12 protein-coding genes and 1 tRNA gene are annotated in these 15748 nt (G+C 72.1%); 6 read left to right on the top strand and 7 right to left on the bottom strand.

Translation table 11 applies throughout. From position 1 onward, the window contains the following. Positions 1–45: 45 nt before the first annotated feature. The 4 genes from QQM39_RS36635 to QQM39_RS36650 all read right to left on the bottom strand — a co-directional run bounded on the left by QQM39_RS36635 (position 46) and on the right by QQM39_RS36650 (position 6076). Entirely contained in the window at positions 46–432 is a 387-nt protein-coding gene (locus tag QQM39_RS36635) for a YchJ family protein (RefSeq protein WP_302001889.1), read from the bottom strand. A 13-nt stretch (positions 433–445) separates the two neighbouring features. Continuing rightward, a complete protein-coding gene (locus QQM39_RS36640; protein WP_302001890.1) occupies positions 446–1789 on the bottom strand; it encodes a M1 family metallopeptidase in 1344 nt (447 codons plus the stop codon). A 77-nt stretch (positions 1790–1866) separates the two neighbouring features. Continuing rightward, the gene (locus tag QQM39_RS36645; RefSeq protein WP_302001891.1) at positions 1867–5721 is read right to left on the bottom strand and encodes a Pls/PosA family non-ribosomal peptide synthetase; all 3855 of its coding nucleotides are present in this window, start codon (positions 5719–5721) and stop codon (positions 1867–1869) included. 270 nt (positions 5722–5991) lie between these two features. Continuing rightward, positions 5992–6076, bottom strand: a tRNA-Leu gene (locus QQM39_RS36650). A 189-nt stretch (positions 6077–6265) separates the two neighbouring features. Here QQM39_RS36650 and QQM39_RS36655 point away from each other — a divergent pair. The 3 genes from QQM39_RS36655 (at position 6266) to QQM39_RS36665 (ending at position 8968) form a co-directional block, all read left to right on the top strand. Continuing rightward, positions 6266–7591 (top strand): M20/M25/M40 family metallo-hydrolase, encoded by a 1326-nt coding sequence (locus tag QQM39_RS36655; protein WP_302001892.1) that lies wholly within the window; start codon positions 6266–6268, stop codon positions 7589–7591. Between the two features lie 157 nt (positions 7592–7748). Beyond that, a complete protein-coding gene (chpH, locus tag QQM39_RS36660) occupies positions 7749–7982 on the top strand; it encodes a chaplin ChpH (protein WP_302001893.1) in 234 nt (77 codons plus the stop codon). Positions 7983–8128: 146 nt separating this feature from the next. After that, positions 8129–8968, top strand: coding sequence for a chaplin (locus tag QQM39_RS36665; RefSeq protein ID WP_302001894.1), 840 nt, complete (start codon positions 8129–8131; stop codon positions 8966–8968). A gap of 98 nt (positions 8969–9066) precedes the next feature. On the opposite strand, the gene QQM39_RS36670 is transcribed toward QQM39_RS36665, so the two are convergent. Then, a complete protein-coding gene (locus QQM39_RS36670) occupies positions 9067–9255 on the bottom strand; it encodes a DUF5703 family protein (RefSeq protein WP_005485166.1) in 189 nt (62 codons plus the stop codon). Between the two features lie 47 nt (positions 9256–9302). On the opposite strand from QQM39_RS36670, the gene QQM39_RS36675 reads away from it, so the two are divergent. Next, the gene (locus QQM39_RS36675) at positions 9303–10046 is read left to right on the top strand and encodes a hypothetical protein (RefSeq protein ID WP_302001895.1); all 744 of its coding nucleotides are present in this window, start codon (positions 9303–9305) and stop codon (positions 10044–10046) included. A gap of 115 nt (positions 10047–10161) precedes the next feature. Here QQM39_RS36675 and QQM39_RS36680 read toward each other — a convergent pair whose 3' ends face one another. Then, positions 10162–12453: an ATP-dependent RecD-like DNA helicase gene (locus QQM39_RS36680; protein WP_302001896.1), complete on the bottom strand. Its 2292-nt coding sequence runs from the start codon at positions 12451–12453 to the stop codon at positions 10162–10164. Beyond that, on the bottom strand, positions 12450–13433 hold the full coding sequence (locus QQM39_RS36685; RefSeq protein WP_302001897.1) for an aldo/keto reductase: 984 nt from the start codon (positions 13431–13433) through the stop codon (positions 12450–12452). Before QQM39_RS36685 ends, QQM39_RS36680 begins: the two co-directional genes overlap by 4 nt. Positions 13434–13619: 186 nt before the next feature. Between QQM39_RS36685 and QQM39_RS36690 the strand changes: the two genes are divergently transcribed. Continuing rightward, entirely contained in the window at positions 13620–14675 is a 1056-nt protein-coding gene (locus QQM39_RS36690) for an LLM class F420-dependent oxidoreductase (RefSeq protein ID WP_302001899.1), read from the top strand. A 252-nt stretch (positions 14676–14927) separates the two neighbouring features. Then, the gene (locus QQM39_RS36695) at positions 14928–15716 is read left to right on the top strand and encodes a ferritin-like domain-containing protein (protein WP_302001900.1); all 789 of its coding nucleotides are present in this window, start codon (positions 14928–14930) and stop codon (positions 15714–15716) included. Positions 15717–15748 lie beyond the last annotated feature (32 nt).

The raw sequence follows: 15748 nt of genomic DNA on the forward strand, positions 1-15748 counted from the left end.
CGGGTCGCAAGGACGTCACCTGGTCAGTCCAGGAACTTCCCCGTGTCAGTCCAGGAACTCCCCGTCCACATACACCCACGCCCCGTCGACCCGCTCGAACCGGCTCCGCTCATGCAGCGCCCCGCCCCGGAACGAGGCGCGGAAGGTCACCGTCCCCGTGGAGTGGAACGCCGAACCATCCGTCGTCTCCAGGATCTCCAGCCCGGTCCACCGCATCCCGGGGTCGAGGTCCAGCCGCGCCGGCCGCGTCCGCGGATGCCAGGTCCGCAGCAGGTACGCCACCTCGCCCTTGACGAACGCGCTGTACCGCGACCGCATGAGCGCCTCGGCGGTGGGCGCGGCAGCGGCAGCGGCAGCGGCACCGGAGTGGAACCGGCCGCAGCAGTCGTCGTACGCCTTGGGCAGCCCGCACGGGCAAAAACGCGTCGTCATGCCCGCCATTGTCCTAGCCCGCCGTCCGCGTCAGGGCCCCGGGCAACGGCGGCAGCGCCGTCCCGTACACCCACGCCTCGAACAGCTCCTCCACCGGCTCGGTCGCGAAGCGGGCCACATGCGAGGCGAAGGCGGCCGTCGTCACCGTTCCGCCCCGGTGCAGCTGTCCCCAGGCGCGCAGCATGCGGAAGAAGGCGATGTCGCCCAGCGCGCAGCGCACCGCGTGCAGGACGAGGCCTCCGCGCTCGTACAGCCGATCGTCGAACATCGACTTACGACCCGGATCCGCCAGCCGCAGATCCTGCGGCAGAGACGCCAGCAACCGGTGTGCGGCAGCGGCGAGTTGCTGCGCCGTACGCCCGCCCGACCGCTCCGACCACAGCCACTCGGCGTATTTCGCGAACCCCTCGTTCAGCCAGATGTGCCGCCAGTCCGCGATGGACACACTGTTGCCGAACCACTGGTGCGCCAGCTCGTGCGCGACCAGCCGCTCCGAACCGCGCGCCCCGTCCACGTGGTTGGCGCCGAACAGCGACAACCCCTGTGCCTCGACCGGGACATCGAGTTCCTCCTCCGTCACGACGACCGCGTACTCGTCGAAGGGGTACGGCCCGAACAGCTCCTGGAACAGCTCCATCATCTGCGGCTGGCGCGCGAAGTCCCGGGAGAACTCCGGCAGCAGCTGCGCCGGGATGTGCCCGTGCTGCGGTACCCCGCCCAGGCCCGGGTCGCCCAGCAGCACCGTCTGGTACTTGCCGATCGACAGGCCGACCAGATAACTCGACGTCGGCGCCGACTGCTCGTACACCCAGGTGGTCGTGGACGCCTTCGTCGTACGGGTCAGCAGGCGCCCGCCCGCCACCACCGCGTACGCCGACGGCGTGGTGATCGAGATCTGGTACGACGCCTTGTCGGCGGGCCGGTCGTTGCACGGGTACCACGACGGCGCCCCGATCGGCTGGCTCGCCACCAGCGCCCCGTCCTCCAGCTCCTCCCAGCCGAGCCCGCCCCAGGGGCTGTTCACCGGCTTGGGGTTGCCCGCCCAGTGCACCTCGACCGTGAAGGCGGCCCCGGCGCGGATCGGCTTGGCGGGGCGCACGCGCAGCCGCCCGCCGCGGTGCGTGTAGTGCGGCTGCCGTCCGTCGACCCGGACCCGCCCGATCCTGAAGTCGGCCAGGTTCAGCACGAACTCGGTGAGCGGCGTCCGTCCCGCTATGGCGTTGATCCGGGCCGTCCCCGACAGCCGGTTCGGGGCCGGGCGGTAGTCCAACGCCAGCTCGTACCGGTGCACCCGGTAGCGCGAGTCGCCGTGCTCCGGGAAGTACGGGTCCACGCCCGCCGTCTGCTGAACTGCCACTGCTGTCTGTGCTCCCTGCGCCGTACCGCTGCCACTCCGTGCCGGCCCACCGATCTCCGGCTCCGAGTGAGCCGGCATCAGGGACGCCATGCCTCGATCGGATTGCCGAGCCAACGGGTGTCGTCGGGGACGGACTCCCCGGCCATGACGAGCGACGCGGGACCCAGTGTCGTACGGGCCCCGATCGCGCTGCCGGGCAGAACGATCCCGCCAGGACCCAGCGTCGCGCCCTCTCGGAGGACCACAGTATCCGTCCGCAAGATCCGGTCGTGGAAGAGGTGCGTCTGCAGCACGCAACCCCGGTTCACGGTGGCCGCGTCCTCCAGCGTCACCAGATCGGTCTCCGGCAGCCAGTAGCTCTCCACCCAGACGCCCTTGCCGATCCGCGCGCCCAGCCCGCGCAGCCATGCCGTCATCACAGGCGTACCGGGAACCGAACCCGCCAGCCACGGCACGGCGAGCACCTCGACGAAGGTGTCGGCGAGCTCGTTGCGCCACACGAAGCCGCTCCACAGCGGATGCTCCCCGCTGCGGTGCCGCCCCACGAGCAGCCACTTCGCGACGATGGACACGAGCCCCGCCACGGCCCCCGCCCCGAGCAGCACCAACCCCGCCAGCAGCGGCGCCCACACCCCCAGCGCGCACAGCGCCGCCACCGTCAGCACCGCCAGCCACGCCGAGCAGAACACCGGCACGATCCGGCACAGCTCCACCAGACCGCGCGCCCACAGCAGCCGGGCCGGCGGATCGTACGTCCGGCTCTGGTCGCCGCCCGCCGCGGCACGCGGCAGCTTCACCGGCGGCAGCCCCAGATACGACGTGCCCTTCTTGGCCTTCTTCGGCGTCGCCGACAGCACGCCGACCAGCCCGCCGTCCGGCACGGTCCGCCCGGGCGCCGTCATCCCCGAGTTCCCGAGGAAGGCCCGCCGCCCGATCTCCGCCCGCCCGATCCGCATCCAGCCGCCACCGAGCTCGTACGGCGCGGTCAGCGTGTCGTCGGCCAGGAACGCGCCCTCGCCGACCGTCGTCAGGCTGGGCAGCGCCAGCACGGTCGACACCTCGGCACCCCGCCCGATCCGCATCCCGAGCAGCCGCAGCCACACCGGCGTGACCAGCCCGGCGTACAGCGGGAACAGCGTCTCCCGCGAGCGGTCCATCAGCTGCGTGACCGTCCAGGCCTGCCACCCGACCCGGCTGTGCGTCGGGTGCGTGCCCTCGCGCAGGCCGAGGCTCAGCAGCCGTACGGCGATCAGCAGCAGCACGGCGTACGCCAGCCCGAAGGCGAGCGTCGCCGGTACGAGCGCCAGCGCGGCGCCCGTCAGGGGCGCCTCCGGCGTGAAGAGCACCCGGGCCACGAGGAACGCGGCCCCGCCCGCCAGCACGGGCAGCGCGGTCAGCGCGAAGCCGGTGAGGCCGTACATCACACGCCAGTACGTCCCGCGCCGCGGCCGGTCCTTGGGCCAGTTGCGCTTGGCCTTGCCCAGCTTGACCGCCGGCGCGCCCGCCCACCGCTGACCGGTGGGAACCTGCCCGGTGACCGCAGAACCGGGCGCCACCTCGGCCCGCTTGCCCACCCGGGCACCGGGGAAGAGGATGCCGCGCGTGCCGACGACGGCGTGCGCGCCCACCTTCACCGCGCCGATCTCCAGCCGGTCCCCGTCCAGCCACCACCCGGACAGATCCACCTCGGACTCGACGGCCGCGCCCCGCCCCAGCTTGAGCAGCCCGGTGACCGGCGGCAGCGAGTGCAGGTCCACATCGGGCCCGACCTTGGCGCCCAGCGCCCGCGCGTACCGCTCCAGCCAGGCCCCGGTCAGCGAGGTCGCCCCGCTGAACTCGGCCAGCCGCTCGGCGGCCCACAGCCGCAGATGCACACTGCCACCGCGCGCGTACCGACCCGGCTTCACGTCCCGGAGCAGCAGCCGCGCGCCCCCGGCGGCCAGCGCGAGCCGCCCCGGCGGGCTGAACAGGACGACGGCCCCGACCGCGACGAGCCACCAGGGCGCTGTCGGCAGCCACGCGTAGGCCGGCAGCAGATTCCCGAGCGCGGTCAGCGCGACCGTCCAGCGCAGCCCGAGCAGCGTGAACAGCGGAACCAGGAGCAGGAGTTGGATCACCTGCGCGCGCCGGGGCACCGGCGCGACGATCCGCTCCGCCCCGTCGTCCTGCGCGGACTGCTCCAGCCGCCGGGCCAACTTCCGCAGCACCGGCTGCTGGTAGATGTCCAGGACGGCCGCGCTCGGATAGCGCGTCCGTAGCCGTGTCGTCAGCTGCGCGGCGGCCAGACTGCTGCCGCCGATCGCGAAGAAGTCGTCGCAGGCGCCGGAGACGGGGATGCCGAGCACCTCGGCCCACTGCTCGGCGAGCCACGCCTCGGTGCCGTAGAGCTGCTCCGCCGGACCACCGCTTTCGAGCCCCTCCAGCGGCCAGGGCAGCGCGTTACGGTCCACCTTGCCCGAAGTACGGGTCGGCAGCTCCTCGACCGGCGCGAGCAACGGCACGAGCGCGGCGGGCAGTTCGGCCCGCAGCTTCTCCACCGCGGCCGCGTGATCCCAGCCGTCCTGGGTGACGACGTACCCGACGAGCAGCTGATTCCCACTGCGAGCGGTCCGCACGGCGGCAGCCGCACCGGCCACACCCGGCAGCGCCTGGAGCGCGGCATCCACCTCACCGAGCTCGATCCGCCGCCCACCGAGCTTGATCTGCTCGTCGGCCCGCCCGAGGAAGACCAGCCCCTCGGGCTCCGCCTTGACGAGGTCACCACTGCGGTACGCCCGCTCCCAGCCCAGCGACTCCAGCGGCGCGTACTTCTCCGCGTCCTTCTCGGCGTCGAGATACCGGGCCAGCCCGACCCCGCCGATCACCAGCTGCCCGCTGCCGCCCATCGGGACGGGCTCCCCGGCCCCGTCGACGACGGCCAGCTCCCAGCCGTTCAGCGGCAGCCCGATCCGGATCGGCTCCTCCCCGCTCATCAGGGAGGCACAGGCCACGACGGTCGCCTCGGTCGGCCCGTAGGTGTTCCACACCTCGCGCCCCTCGGTGACCAGCCGCTGCGCCAGCTCGGGCGGACAGGCCTCACCGCCGAAGATCAGCAGGCGTACGTCGTTGAGGGTCTCGGGCTCCCACAGCGCGGCCAGCGTCGGCACCGTCGACACGACGGTGATCTCCTGCTCGACCAGCCACGGCCCGAGATCGGCACCGCTCCTGACCTGCGACCGCGGCACCGGCACCAGACAGGCCCCGTACCGCCAGGCCAGCCACATCTCCTCGCAGGACGCGTCGAACGCGACCGACAGCCCCGCCATCACCCGGTCCCCGGGCCCGATCGGCTCCTCGGTCAGGAACAGCGCGGCTTCGGCGTCCACGAACGCGGCGGCACTGCGGTGAGAGACGGCGACGCCCTTCGGCTTGCCGGTGGAGCCGGAGGTGAAGATGATCCACGCGTCGTGCTCGACGCCGGGCCGGGCGGCGGGGACCTCGGAGACGCCATGGACGGCGATCTCGTGCCCGGCCCCCACGACGGCCCGTACGTCCGCCTCCCCGAACACCAACTCGGCCCGCTCGTCGGGGTCCTCGGCATCGACCGGGACATAGGCGGCACCGGCCGCGAGCACGGCGAGGATCGCGACGTAGAGGTCATTGGTACCGGACGGGACACGAACCCCGACCCGGTCGCCGAGCCCGACCCCGGCGGCCGCGAGCCCGCGCCGCAGCCGCTCCACCTCGACGGCCAGCGCGCGGTAGGTGAGGCACGTCGTGCCGTCGTCCAGGGCCGGCTCGTCCGGGTACGACCGTACGGACGCCTCGAAGACGTCGACGAGGGTGCGCGCGGAGGCCGCCGGGCCCCCGGAGAAACGTGCCGTGTCGCCGAACTTCTCGCGGATCTCTTCTTCGAGCAGGCCGAGAGCACTGCTCTCGTGTATGGCTGCCATCCGGTCCTCGCGTCTCGATCCCGGAAGCCTCCGGGGCGCTGGCGGGCCCGCAGGTCTGCCTGGGGTTGTCCGGCTCCAGCCCGTAACAAGCCGAAAATTTTAGTACGACGCTAGGTTCGAGCCCTTCGATACGCCACTCGGAACCGCCGTTCGGGGCGGCGGGGCGCCGACGGAACAGGCGCTGACCTGGTGATCTTCGACCGGAGGAGACTTCCCCCACACAACGGCCGAGGGCCGTGACCTCGTGGTCACGGCCCTCGCCATTTCACGTGTCCGAGGGGGGACTTGAACCCCCACGCCCGATAAAGGGCACTAGCACCTCAAGCTAGCGCGTCTGCCATTCCGCCACCCGGACAAGGTGTCTGTCGTGCGGGGTTTCCCCCGCGGCGACAGAGGAAACATTACCAGGCTCCGCGGGGTGCCCCGATCACCCCCTGCCCCGGCGTGAACGGCGTGTGACGGGCGGCGGCCGGTCTTGGGCGGAGCCGGAGGGAGAGGGAGGATGAGGGGGACCACCAGCAGCGACAGCGCGGGAGGAAGCAGCGTGAGCGAGACGGACACGGCCAGGGGCGTCACCGGCGAGGACGAGGTCGTGGACCTCTGCCGCGAGCTGATCCAGATCGACACCAGCAACTACGGCGACCACTCGGGGCCCGGTGAGCGCAAGGCGGCCGAGTACGTGGCCGCGAAGCTCGCCGAGGTGGGCCTCGAGCCGAAGATCTTCGAGTCGCACCCGGGACGCGCCTCCACGGTGGCGCGGATCGAGGGGGAGGACCCGTCCCGGCCCGCGCTGCTCATCCACGGCCACACCGACGTCGTACCCGCCAACGCGGACGACTGGACCCACCATCCTTTCTCCGGCGAGGTCGCGGACGGGTGCGTGTGGGGGCGCGGGGCCGTCGACATGAAGGACATGGACGCGATGACGCTGGCGGTCGTCCGTGACCGGCTGCGCAGCGGGCGCCGCCCGCCGCGGGACATCGTGCTCGCGTTCCTCGCCGACGAGGAGGCCGGCGGCAGGTTCGGCGCCAAGTTCCTCGTCGACAAGCACCCGGACCTCTTCGAAGGCGTCACCGAGGCGATCAGTGAGGTGGGCGGGTTCTCGTTCACCGTGAGCGAGCAGCGGCGGCTCTATCTGATCCAGACGGCCGAGAAGGGCATGCACTGGATGAAGCTGACCGTGGCGGGCACGGCGGGGCACGGCTCGATGATCCACCGGGACAACGCCATCACCGAGCTGTCGGAGGCCGTCGCCCGGCTGGGCCGGCACAAGTTCCCGGTACGGGTCACCAAGACGACCCGGGCCTTCCTCGACGAACTCGGCGACGCGCTCGGCACCGAGCTCGACCCGGAGAACATGGAGGGCACCCTCGCCAGGCTCGGCGGCATCGCCAAGCTCATCGGCGCGACCCTCAGCAACACGGCCAACCCCACGCAGCTCGGCGCGGGCTACAAGGTCAACGTCATCCCGGGCGAGGCCACCGCGCACGTCGACGGCCGTTTCCTGCCCGGGTTCGAGGAGGAGTTCCTCGCCGACCTCGACAAGATCCTCGGGCCCAAGGTCAAGCGCGAGGACGTGCACGCCGACAAGGCCGTCGAGACGAGCTTCGACGGGGCGCTCGTGGACGCCATGCAGTCCGCGCTGGTCGCCGAGGACCCGGCCGCCAAGGCCATCCCCTACATGCTCTCCGGCGGCACCGACGCCAAGTCCTTCGACGACCTGGGTATCCGGGGCTTCGGCTTCGCGCCGCTGAAGCTGCCGCCGGAGCTGGACTTCGCGGGGATGTTCCACGGTGTCGACGAGCGGGTACCGGTGGACGGGCTGAAGTTCGGGGTGCGGGTCCTCGACCGGTTCATCGATGCGTCCTGAATTGGCCCACTGAAACGACACTTCAGTATTCGGCCAGGCGTACGGGAGATGGCTGGGGGGAGTGAACACACTCATCAGGTCGTAGCCCTATTAGTTCCTCCTCGTTACAGGTGATGCGATCAGCTACTTGTGATCGCATTGCCAACAAGGAGGAATAATGATCAAGAAGGTCGTCGCTGCTGCGGCTGCCACTGGTGGGCTGGTTCTCGCGGGCGCGGGCCTGGCCGTTGCCGACTCGGGTGCTCAGGGTGCCGCGGTGCACTCCCCGGGCATCCTGTCGGGCAACGTCGTTCAGGCGCCGGTTCACGTCCCCGTGAACGTCTGCGGCAACACGGTCTCCGTGGTCGGTCTGCTGAACCCCGCCTTCGGCAACACCTGCATCAACAAGTGACGTTGCGCCTCGCCCCGTAAAAGGGGCTGAGCCCGTCGGCCCCGGAGCGCACACCATGCGCTCCGGGGCCGACCGGCCTTTCGGAACGTCGGTGGAATTTCCGACGTCGTCCTTTCGGAACAAGGTCGAAGGCAGGTAAACAGCAAATGCGACAGGTCACCCGCAAGGGCCTGATGACCGTGGCGGCCGCGACCGGCGTCATCGCCGCCGCGGGCGGCGCCGCCCACGCAACCGGCTCGGGTGCGGACGGCTCCACCTCGAACTCGCCCGGCGTGCTGTCGGGCAACACGGTGCAGGCGCCGCTGCACGTGCCGGTCAACGTGTGCGGCAACACGGTCAACGTCGTCGGGGTGCTCAATCCCGCGAGCGGCAACAGCTGCGCCAACCAGGGCGGCGGCGCGTCCGCCGGTCACGGGGACTCCGACGGCGGCTCAGGCGCGTCGTCCGGCGGGCACACCAGTGACTCGCCCGGTATCGGCTCCGGCAACCACGTCGAGGCCCCGGTCCATGTGCCGGTCAACGTGTGCGGCAACAGCGTCGACGTCATCGGCATCGGCAACTCCGTCGAGGGCAACGACTGCACCAACGGCGGCGGTGGCTCAGGTCACACCCCGCCGGGCGGCGGCCAGGAGAACCCGCCCGGGTCGCCGGAGCAGCCGGGCAACCCCGGAAACCCCGGCACCCCCGAGCAGCCGGGCAACCCGGAGACCCCCGGAAACCCCGGAAACCCCGGGAGCCCGCAGAACCCGGACGAGCCCACCCACCCCGGCACCCCGAGCACGCCGCCCAGCACGGGCGGCGAGACGCCGGGTGGTGGCTCTTCGCACAGGAACCAGCCGGGCGGCCAGTCCGTCACCCAGCCCCAGGGTGACGCCGAGCTCGCCCAGACCGGCAGTGACCTGCCGCTGGGCCTCGTCCTGCCGGTCGGCGCGGGCGCGCTGCTGGCGGGCTCGGTGCTGTACCGCAAGGCACGGACCTCGGCGTAGGCCTTGGCTCCGCTACCGGTAGCCCGAAGCCGTTCGGCTTGAACGGAGCGGGCCCCGCCGCGGCGGGGCCCGCTCCGTTGTTTCTTTGTCGCCTCAGCTCACCATGTGGCCCGCACCTGGCGGATGATCCGGCGGCGCAGCCGCACCCTGCGGCTGCCGTCGCGCAGCAGGCTCAGGCGGTCCAACTCCCAGTGTCCGTACTCGGCATGGTCCGTCAGCAGGCGTGTGGCGTCCTTGCGGGAGACCCCGCGCGGTACGTACACGTCGACAAATTCGTATTCCGGCATCGCATCTATTGTGCGGGCTGGGGCCCGGTACGGATAGCGTCTGCACTATGTCTGATGCTGTGCAGCCCACCGCTGCCGAGGTACGCGCCGCCGCCGAGGCGGTCAAGACCGCGCTGGACCGCCACCTGGCCGCGGTCGAACGCCGGTCGGGTGAGGACGACCCGGCCGTCTACGAGGCGTTCAACCAGCTGGCCGCGGCCGCCGAGATCTACGACGAGCTGCTCTACGACCGCTACGACGAGGTCACGCCCTTCGAGATCCCCGGTACGGAGGACGCGCTACCGCCGTACACGGGCCCCGAGGAACCGAACGCGGTGAGCGTGCTGATCCGCCGCGACTACTCCGTGGTGGAGCCGCAGCGGCTGCTGGCGCAGGCCCAGCGGGTCGAGGCGGCGGACTACGACGCCGGCCCGGACGACGCGGACGCCTCCGGCACGGTGCACGGGGCGCTGGGCATCCTGTTCGGCGAGTTCGAGCCGGACGAGATCGCCTCCCGGCACAAGGAGTTCGGACTGGAGGAGGGCGACTCCACGCTCTGGGTCACCGCCTCGGACGAGCAGGCCGATCCCGGTGAATGGCTGGAGGCGCCCTTCGAGGGGGTCGATCCGCAGCGGGTGGTCTGCCGGTTCGACGTCAGCGCGGTGTTCGACGACGAGCTGGACGACGTCGACGAACCGGACGAGGACGACGAACCGGACGAGGACGACGAGGACGCCGACGACCTCGAGGACGACCTCGACACGGAGCTGGACGAGGACGAGGACCTGGAGCCACTGGACTCGGATCGCTGAGCGGAGGCGACGGCTGTCGGAGGCGGCGGTCATGGGAGCGAGGGCTTCCATGACCGCCGCCGTCGTCGTTCCGCCCGGGGGCGGGGGACGTGGGTGATCGGCGGCCGGCGCGGGGTCAGTCGGCCGTCGCCAGTTGGGGTGCCAGCAACGCCGGCAGGCGGGTCGTGCGGGGCTTGGCCGGGATTTCGGCGACCGCTCGGGGGAGGGCCTGTTCCGCGCCGTGGACCACGGAGAGGTGGCGGTCGGCGCGGCTGAAGGCCGTGTAGACCCAGGGACGGCTCAGGGCCTGGGCCGCGTCGCCCGGGAGGACCACGACCACCGCCGGCCAGCGGCTGCCGGCCGCCTGGTGCGCGGTCAGGGCCCAACCGTGCCGTACGGACTGCTCCACCCGCTCCTTCGGTACGACGACGGACTCGCCCGCGCAGGTCAGGTGCAGCCCCTCGGCGTCGGCCTTCACCACCTGGCCCGGCACCGTACGGCCCGGCGCGGGGGAGTACGCGATGCGGTCACCGGGGTCGAAGCCGCCGAAGCGGCCGGGGCCGGGGTTGAGCCGTTCCTTGAGCGCGGCGTTGAGCGCGCGTGTGCCGGCCGCCCCGCCGTGGCCCGGCGTGATCACCTGGGTCTGCTCGGTCGGGACGCCGATCGCGCGCGGCACCGAGTCCGCGACGAGCTGCACGGTCCGGTGCACGGCCTCGCCCGCGTCCCGCACCGGCACGATCACGACCTCCTTGTCGGGTGCCTCTACCTGGTTCAGCTCGCCGATGCCGATACCGGACACCAGCTCGCCCAGCGGGCCGGGATCCGGTCGCCGCGAGGCGGTCAGCGGGCAGACCCGCGCCGCCAGCAGATCGGCGAACACCCGCCCGGGCCCCGCCGACCACAGCACCGCGGGATCCCCGGCCAGCACCAGACGGGCCCCGTCCGGCAACGACTCCGTGAGCAGAGCGGCCGTCTCGACGTCCAACTGCGGTGCGTCGAGCACGATGAGCAGATCGAGGTCGAACGCCCCGTCCGCGTCCCGACCGGGCCCTTCGGCACCGGAGAGGAGACCGGCCACGGTGGCGACGGCGGGCGCGGATTCCGCCTGCGTGGGGCCGTCCGGCCGACCGGGCCCGCTCAGCAGCGCCGAGAAGCGCTCCCGGCCGACCGGGCCGTGGGTGGCCGCCCAGGCCCGCAGGCCGAGAGCGTGCGCGGCGTGCAGCAGCGCCGCCGGTTCGGCCAGGGACGCCTCCCCGCCGGTGTGGAGGACCAGGCCGTGCGCGGCGACCGCGCGGATCAGGTCGGCCGCGGAGCCCGCGGCGGACGTGGCCCGCTGCCACTCCTCGGCCGAACCGTCCTGCTTCGGCACCGAGTTGATCAGGCGGGCCAGCCCGTCGGCGAGGCTCTCCTCCGCGAGGGCGTACCGCTCCAGGCCGACGAGGACACGGACGGGCCGTTCCTCGTCCTCCTGCGCCGCGTCGTCCCGCCGGGCGGCCGGGGCGCCGGGCTCGTCCAGGGCGTCCTGGAAGACCAGGGCCTCGCCCTCGGCCAGGGCGCTGTGCACGGCAGTATCGGCGTCCGGCACACCCCGTTGGGCCAGCGCGGCGGTGAGCGTCGGCATCTCCACGGCCGTGTGCCCGGCCAGGGCCGCCTGCTCCAGGAGCCAGACGGTGACCGCCCGGCCACGCCGCTCGTCGTCCGGTCCGCACTCCGCGCCGAGCAGTGCCCGCGCGAACCCGTCGGCCTGCTCCGGCCGTACGCCGCCGACGCGCAGCAACTGCCAGGGGTCCGCCCGCAGTTGGTCGGCCGCGCCCTCGCCGAGGACCGCCGCGACCTGCGGGGCGAGAGTCTCGGGAGCGCCGCCTTCGGTCAGCACGCGGCGCACGGATTCGACGGTCTGCGCAGCGGGGCCCGCGGGCGCTTCGACCGCCACGGGCTGCGGCCGGCGTACCGGCTCCGGGGCGGGGCGGCGCGGTGGCTCGGGCTCACTGAAGACCTTGGCCACGGGCTTCGCACCGCTCTCCACGGCCCGTACAGCGGCGAGCAGATCGGCGGCCTTCCCGCTGAGCTTGGCCCCGCTCCGGACGGGCGCCGCCTTCTCGGCCTTGCGCCGCTCGATCCGCTCCCGCTCGACCCGCTGAGCGGCGATCTCGGCCTCGGCCTCGGACAACTGCGCCGCGGACGACTCTGTCGCGGAGGACTCTGTCGCGGAGGACTCTGTCGGGGACGACTCTGTGGGGGAGTCGCCGTCGCCCGCCTGGCCCTCCGACGACTGTGCCCCGGCGTCACCGTCACCGTCACCGTCCTCGGCCGCGGAACTCCGGTCAGTGGTGTCGCCGTTGCCGGCCGCCGGCGTCCCGCCCCCGGGCGCGGCCCCCGGCGTCCCCGGCTCCGTGTCCTCCGTGGTCTCGGGCGGCTCCGTGCTCACAGCGTGCTCCAGTCGTGATCGGGATAGCGGTGCACGGGCGCCGACACGTCGTCGAGCGCCCGGCAGATCTCGTCAGGAAGACTAAGGGCCTCCACTGACAATGCCGCCGTGAGCTGCTGTGCGTTGCGCGCGCCGATGACGGGTGCGGTCACGCCGGGCCGGTCGCGGACCCAGGCGAGGGCGACCTGGAGCGGGGTCACCGCCAGCCCGTCGGCCGCCGTCTGCACGGCGTCCACGATGCGGCTCGCCGTGTCGTCGAGGTACGGCGCGACGAAGGGCGCCAGATGTTCCGAGGCGCCGCGTGAGTCGGGCGGCGTCGCATTGCGGTACTTGCCCGTGAGGACCCCGCGCCCCAGCGGCGAGGACGGCAGCAGGCCGATGCCCAGATCCAGCGAGGCCGGCAGCACCTCGCGTTCCACTCCACGTTGGAGCAGCGAGTACTCCAGCTGCGTGCTCGCCAGCCGGGTCCGTGTGCCCGGCGCCGCGAGCTGCCATGTCGCCGCCTTGGCGAGCTGCCAGCCGCAGAAGTTGGAGACGCCGGCGTAACGGGCGCGGCCGCTGCTGACCGCCAGGTCGAGGGCCTGGAGGGTCTCCTCCAGCGGGGTGTGCGGGTCGTAGGCGTGGATGTGCCAGACGTCGACGTACTCCGTGCCGAGCCGGGTCAGCGAGGCGTCCAGCGCGGAGAGCAGATGGCCGCGCGAGCCGTCGAAGCGGCGGTCGGGGTCGGGCACGCTGCCCGCCTTCGTCGAGATGACCAGGTCCCGGCGCGGGACCAGCCCTTCTATGAGCCGGCCGAGCAGATACTCGGCCTCTCCGTCGCCGTACACGTCCGCCGTGTCGACGAGGGTGCCGCCCGCCTCCCAGAACGTCTTCAGGACGTCCGCGGCGTCGTGCTCGTCGGTGTCCCTGCCCCAGGTGAGGGTGCCGAGCCCGATCCGGGACACGCGCAGGCCGGTGCGGCCGAGATGCCTCTGCTCCATGAACGCCGAGATTACTGGCCAGAACCTGGCATGTGGGGGCCTGTGGATGACCAGTTTGCGGGACGGTGACCGGGTACGCCGACGGCCGGCCGGGCGACGCCCGCCACACCGGCCTCCCCGCGAGAGGTCCGCCGCGCTAAGGTCGGCCCCACAAGGGACGTTACTGATCGGTAAGGGGAATCCGCCATGCAGCTCGGGATCAACCTCGGCTACTGGGGTGCCGGAATGGACGCCGACAATCTCGCCGTCGCGCAGGAGGCCGACCGGCTGGGATATGCCGTGTGCTGGGCCGCCGAGGCGTACGGCTCGGACGCGGCCACCGTGCTCTCCTGGGTCGCCGCCCAGACCGAGCGCATCGACGTCGGCTCCGCCATCTTCCAGATCCCGGCCCGCCAGCCCGCGATGACCGCGATGACGGCGGCGACCCTGGACTCGCTCTCCGGCGGCCGGTTCCGACTCGGCCTCGGCGTCTCCGGGCCGCAGGTCTCCGAGGGCTGGTACGGCGTCAAGTTCGACAAGCCGCTGGCACGCACGCGTGAGTACGTCGAGATCATCCGCAAGGCCATGACCCGCGAGCGCCTGTCGTACGAGGGACAGCACTGGACGCTGCCCCTGCCCGGCGGCCCCGGCAAGCCGATCAAGCTGACCGTGCATCCGCAGCGCGAGCACATCCCGCTGTACATCGCCGCCATCGGCCCGAAGAACCTCGAGCAGACCGGTGAGATCGCCGACGGCGCGCTGCTGATCTTCCCCTCCGCCGAGCACCTGGAGGACACGACGATCAAGTACCTGCGCGCCGGGCGCGAGAAGGCCGGCAAGACGCTCGACGGGTTCGACGTCTGCCCGACCCTTCCCCTCGCCGTGGGCGACGACAAGGACGTGGCCGCGCTCGCCGACACCTTCCGCCCCTACACCGCGCTGTACGTCGGCGGCATGGGCAGCCCCAAGCAGAACTTCTACAACCAGCTCGCCCAGCGCATGGGCTACGAGAAGGAAGCCGCCGAGATCCAGACCAAGTACCTCTCCGGCGACAAGCAGGGCGCCGCGGCCGCCGTACCGCACGAGCTGATCGACAAGACCACGCTGCTCGGTTCCGTCGACCGCGTCGCGGACCGGATGAAGGCCTATGCCGCGGCCGGGGTCACCACCCTGTCGCTCGCGCCCGCGGGCTTCACGCTCGACGAGCGGCTCGCCTCGCTGCGGGCCGGCACCGAGGCCCTGGAGCGTGCCGGCCTGGCGTGACGAGGGGGGAGTACCCGAGAGGGATTTTCTGCGGCCGTGGTGGGGGCTCGGGGGTCTTCCCCGCCACGGCCGTCACGCAGAACAACGCGCGCGTGGCCGCGCGGTTACGCCCCCGGCGTGACCCGGCTGGTCATTCTTTTGGCGGAGTTGTCCGACACAGCTGTTGCAGTGCCTCTCTCGCCGCATTTGACTCGTTCTTCGCGGAATCCTGCGGAGTCCGGCGTCCTGCGCCCTGCGGAGAGGTGTCCAACGATGCTTTCGGCCAAGAGTCTGTTCCAGGAGATCCTCGACAACGACGAGTCCTTTCGCCTGTTCTGCTCCATCGCGGCCAGCGGGGAGTCCCAGGGCGGTTGGGAGAACGCCCGTATCGCCGCGCTCGTCCCCCAGAGCGAGCGCCCCCTCGCGCCCAAGATCACCCGGCACGGCGCGGACGAGGACAAACACGGGCGGATCTTCAACGCCTTGATGAAGAAGCGGGGCCTGCAACCGGTGCCCGTCCCGCCCGAGACCGACTACACCGTGCTCCTGGAGAACCACGGCATCGGTCTCGCCCACGACAAGCTCAAGAGCGACGAGCCGCTCACCGTCCAGGACATCGTCACCTACCTCTCGCACAGCAGGGTCACCGAGCAGCGCGCCTCGGAGCAGATGGAGTTGCTGCGCAAGCACTTCGCCGACCACCCCGACCTCGGCCGCGCGGTCAGGATGATCTCCGACGACGAGGACAACCACCTCGCCTACTGCCACGAGGAGTTGCTGCGCTTCGCCGCCCAGGGACACGGCCGGGCCATCCAGCGAACGCTGCGCGAGTGCGCGCTCGCGGAGATCCGGATCTACCGGGACGTCAGCCTCGCGGTCATGGACCACATGGGGCGCATCCTCGGCTGGCCGAGGGCGAAGGCGGCCGTGCTCGCCGCGGGCATCCACGCCGTGTACGCCTGGGAGCGGGTCGCGGGCTGGCGGCGCATGGTGTCCCTGAAGATGCCGGAGCGACGCGACGCGCTCGGCGGACCCGCCACCTCGGCGCCCGAGTTCGCCTGACGCCCGACGTACCGGTCTCGGCAGCCAACCCC

Source organism: Streptomyces sp. DT2A-34, assembly GCF_030499515.1.
In the GTDB taxonomy this organism is placed as follows: domain Bacteria; phylum Actinomycetota; class Actinomycetes; order Streptomycetales; family Streptomycetaceae; genus Streptomyces.

Bases quoted from the DNA above. Each gene is read 5' to 3' on its own strand.
- QQM39_RS36685 (WP_302001897.1), bottom strand. From the start codon at position 13,433: ATGGAGCAGAGGCATCTCGGCCGCACCGGCCTGCGCGTGTCCCGGATC.
- chpH (WP_302001893.1), top strand. From the start codon at position 7,749: ATGATCAAGAAGGTCGTCGCTGCTGCGGCTGCCACTGGTGGGCTGGTT.
- QQM39_RS36690 (WP_302001899.1), top strand. From the start codon at position 13,620: ATGCAGCTCGGGATCAACCTCGGCTACTGGGGTGCCGGAATGGACGCC.
- QQM39_RS36695 (WP_302001900.1), top strand. From the start codon at position 14,928: ATGCTTTCGGCCAAGAGTCTGTTCCAGGAGATCCTCGACAACGACGAG.
- QQM39_RS36645 (WP_302001891.1), bottom strand. From the start codon at position 5,721: ATGGCAGCCATACACGAGAGCAGTGCTCTCGGCCTGCTCGAAGAAGAG.
- QQM39_RS36635 (WP_302001889.1), bottom strand. From the start codon at position 432: ATGACGACGCGTTTTTGCCCGTGCGGGCTGCCCAAGGCGTACGACGAC.
- QQM39_RS36675 (WP_302001895.1), top strand. From the start codon at position 9,303: ATGTCTGATGCTGTGCAGCCCACCGCTGCCGAGGTACGCGCCGCCGCC.
- QQM39_RS36670 (WP_005485166.1), bottom strand. From the start codon at position 9,255: ATGCCGGAATACGAATTTGTCGACGTGTACGTACCGCGCGGGGTCTCC.
- QQM39_RS36665 (WP_302001894.1), top strand. From the start codon at position 8,129: ATGCGACAGGTCACCCGCAAGGGCCTGATGACCGTGGCGGCCGCGACC.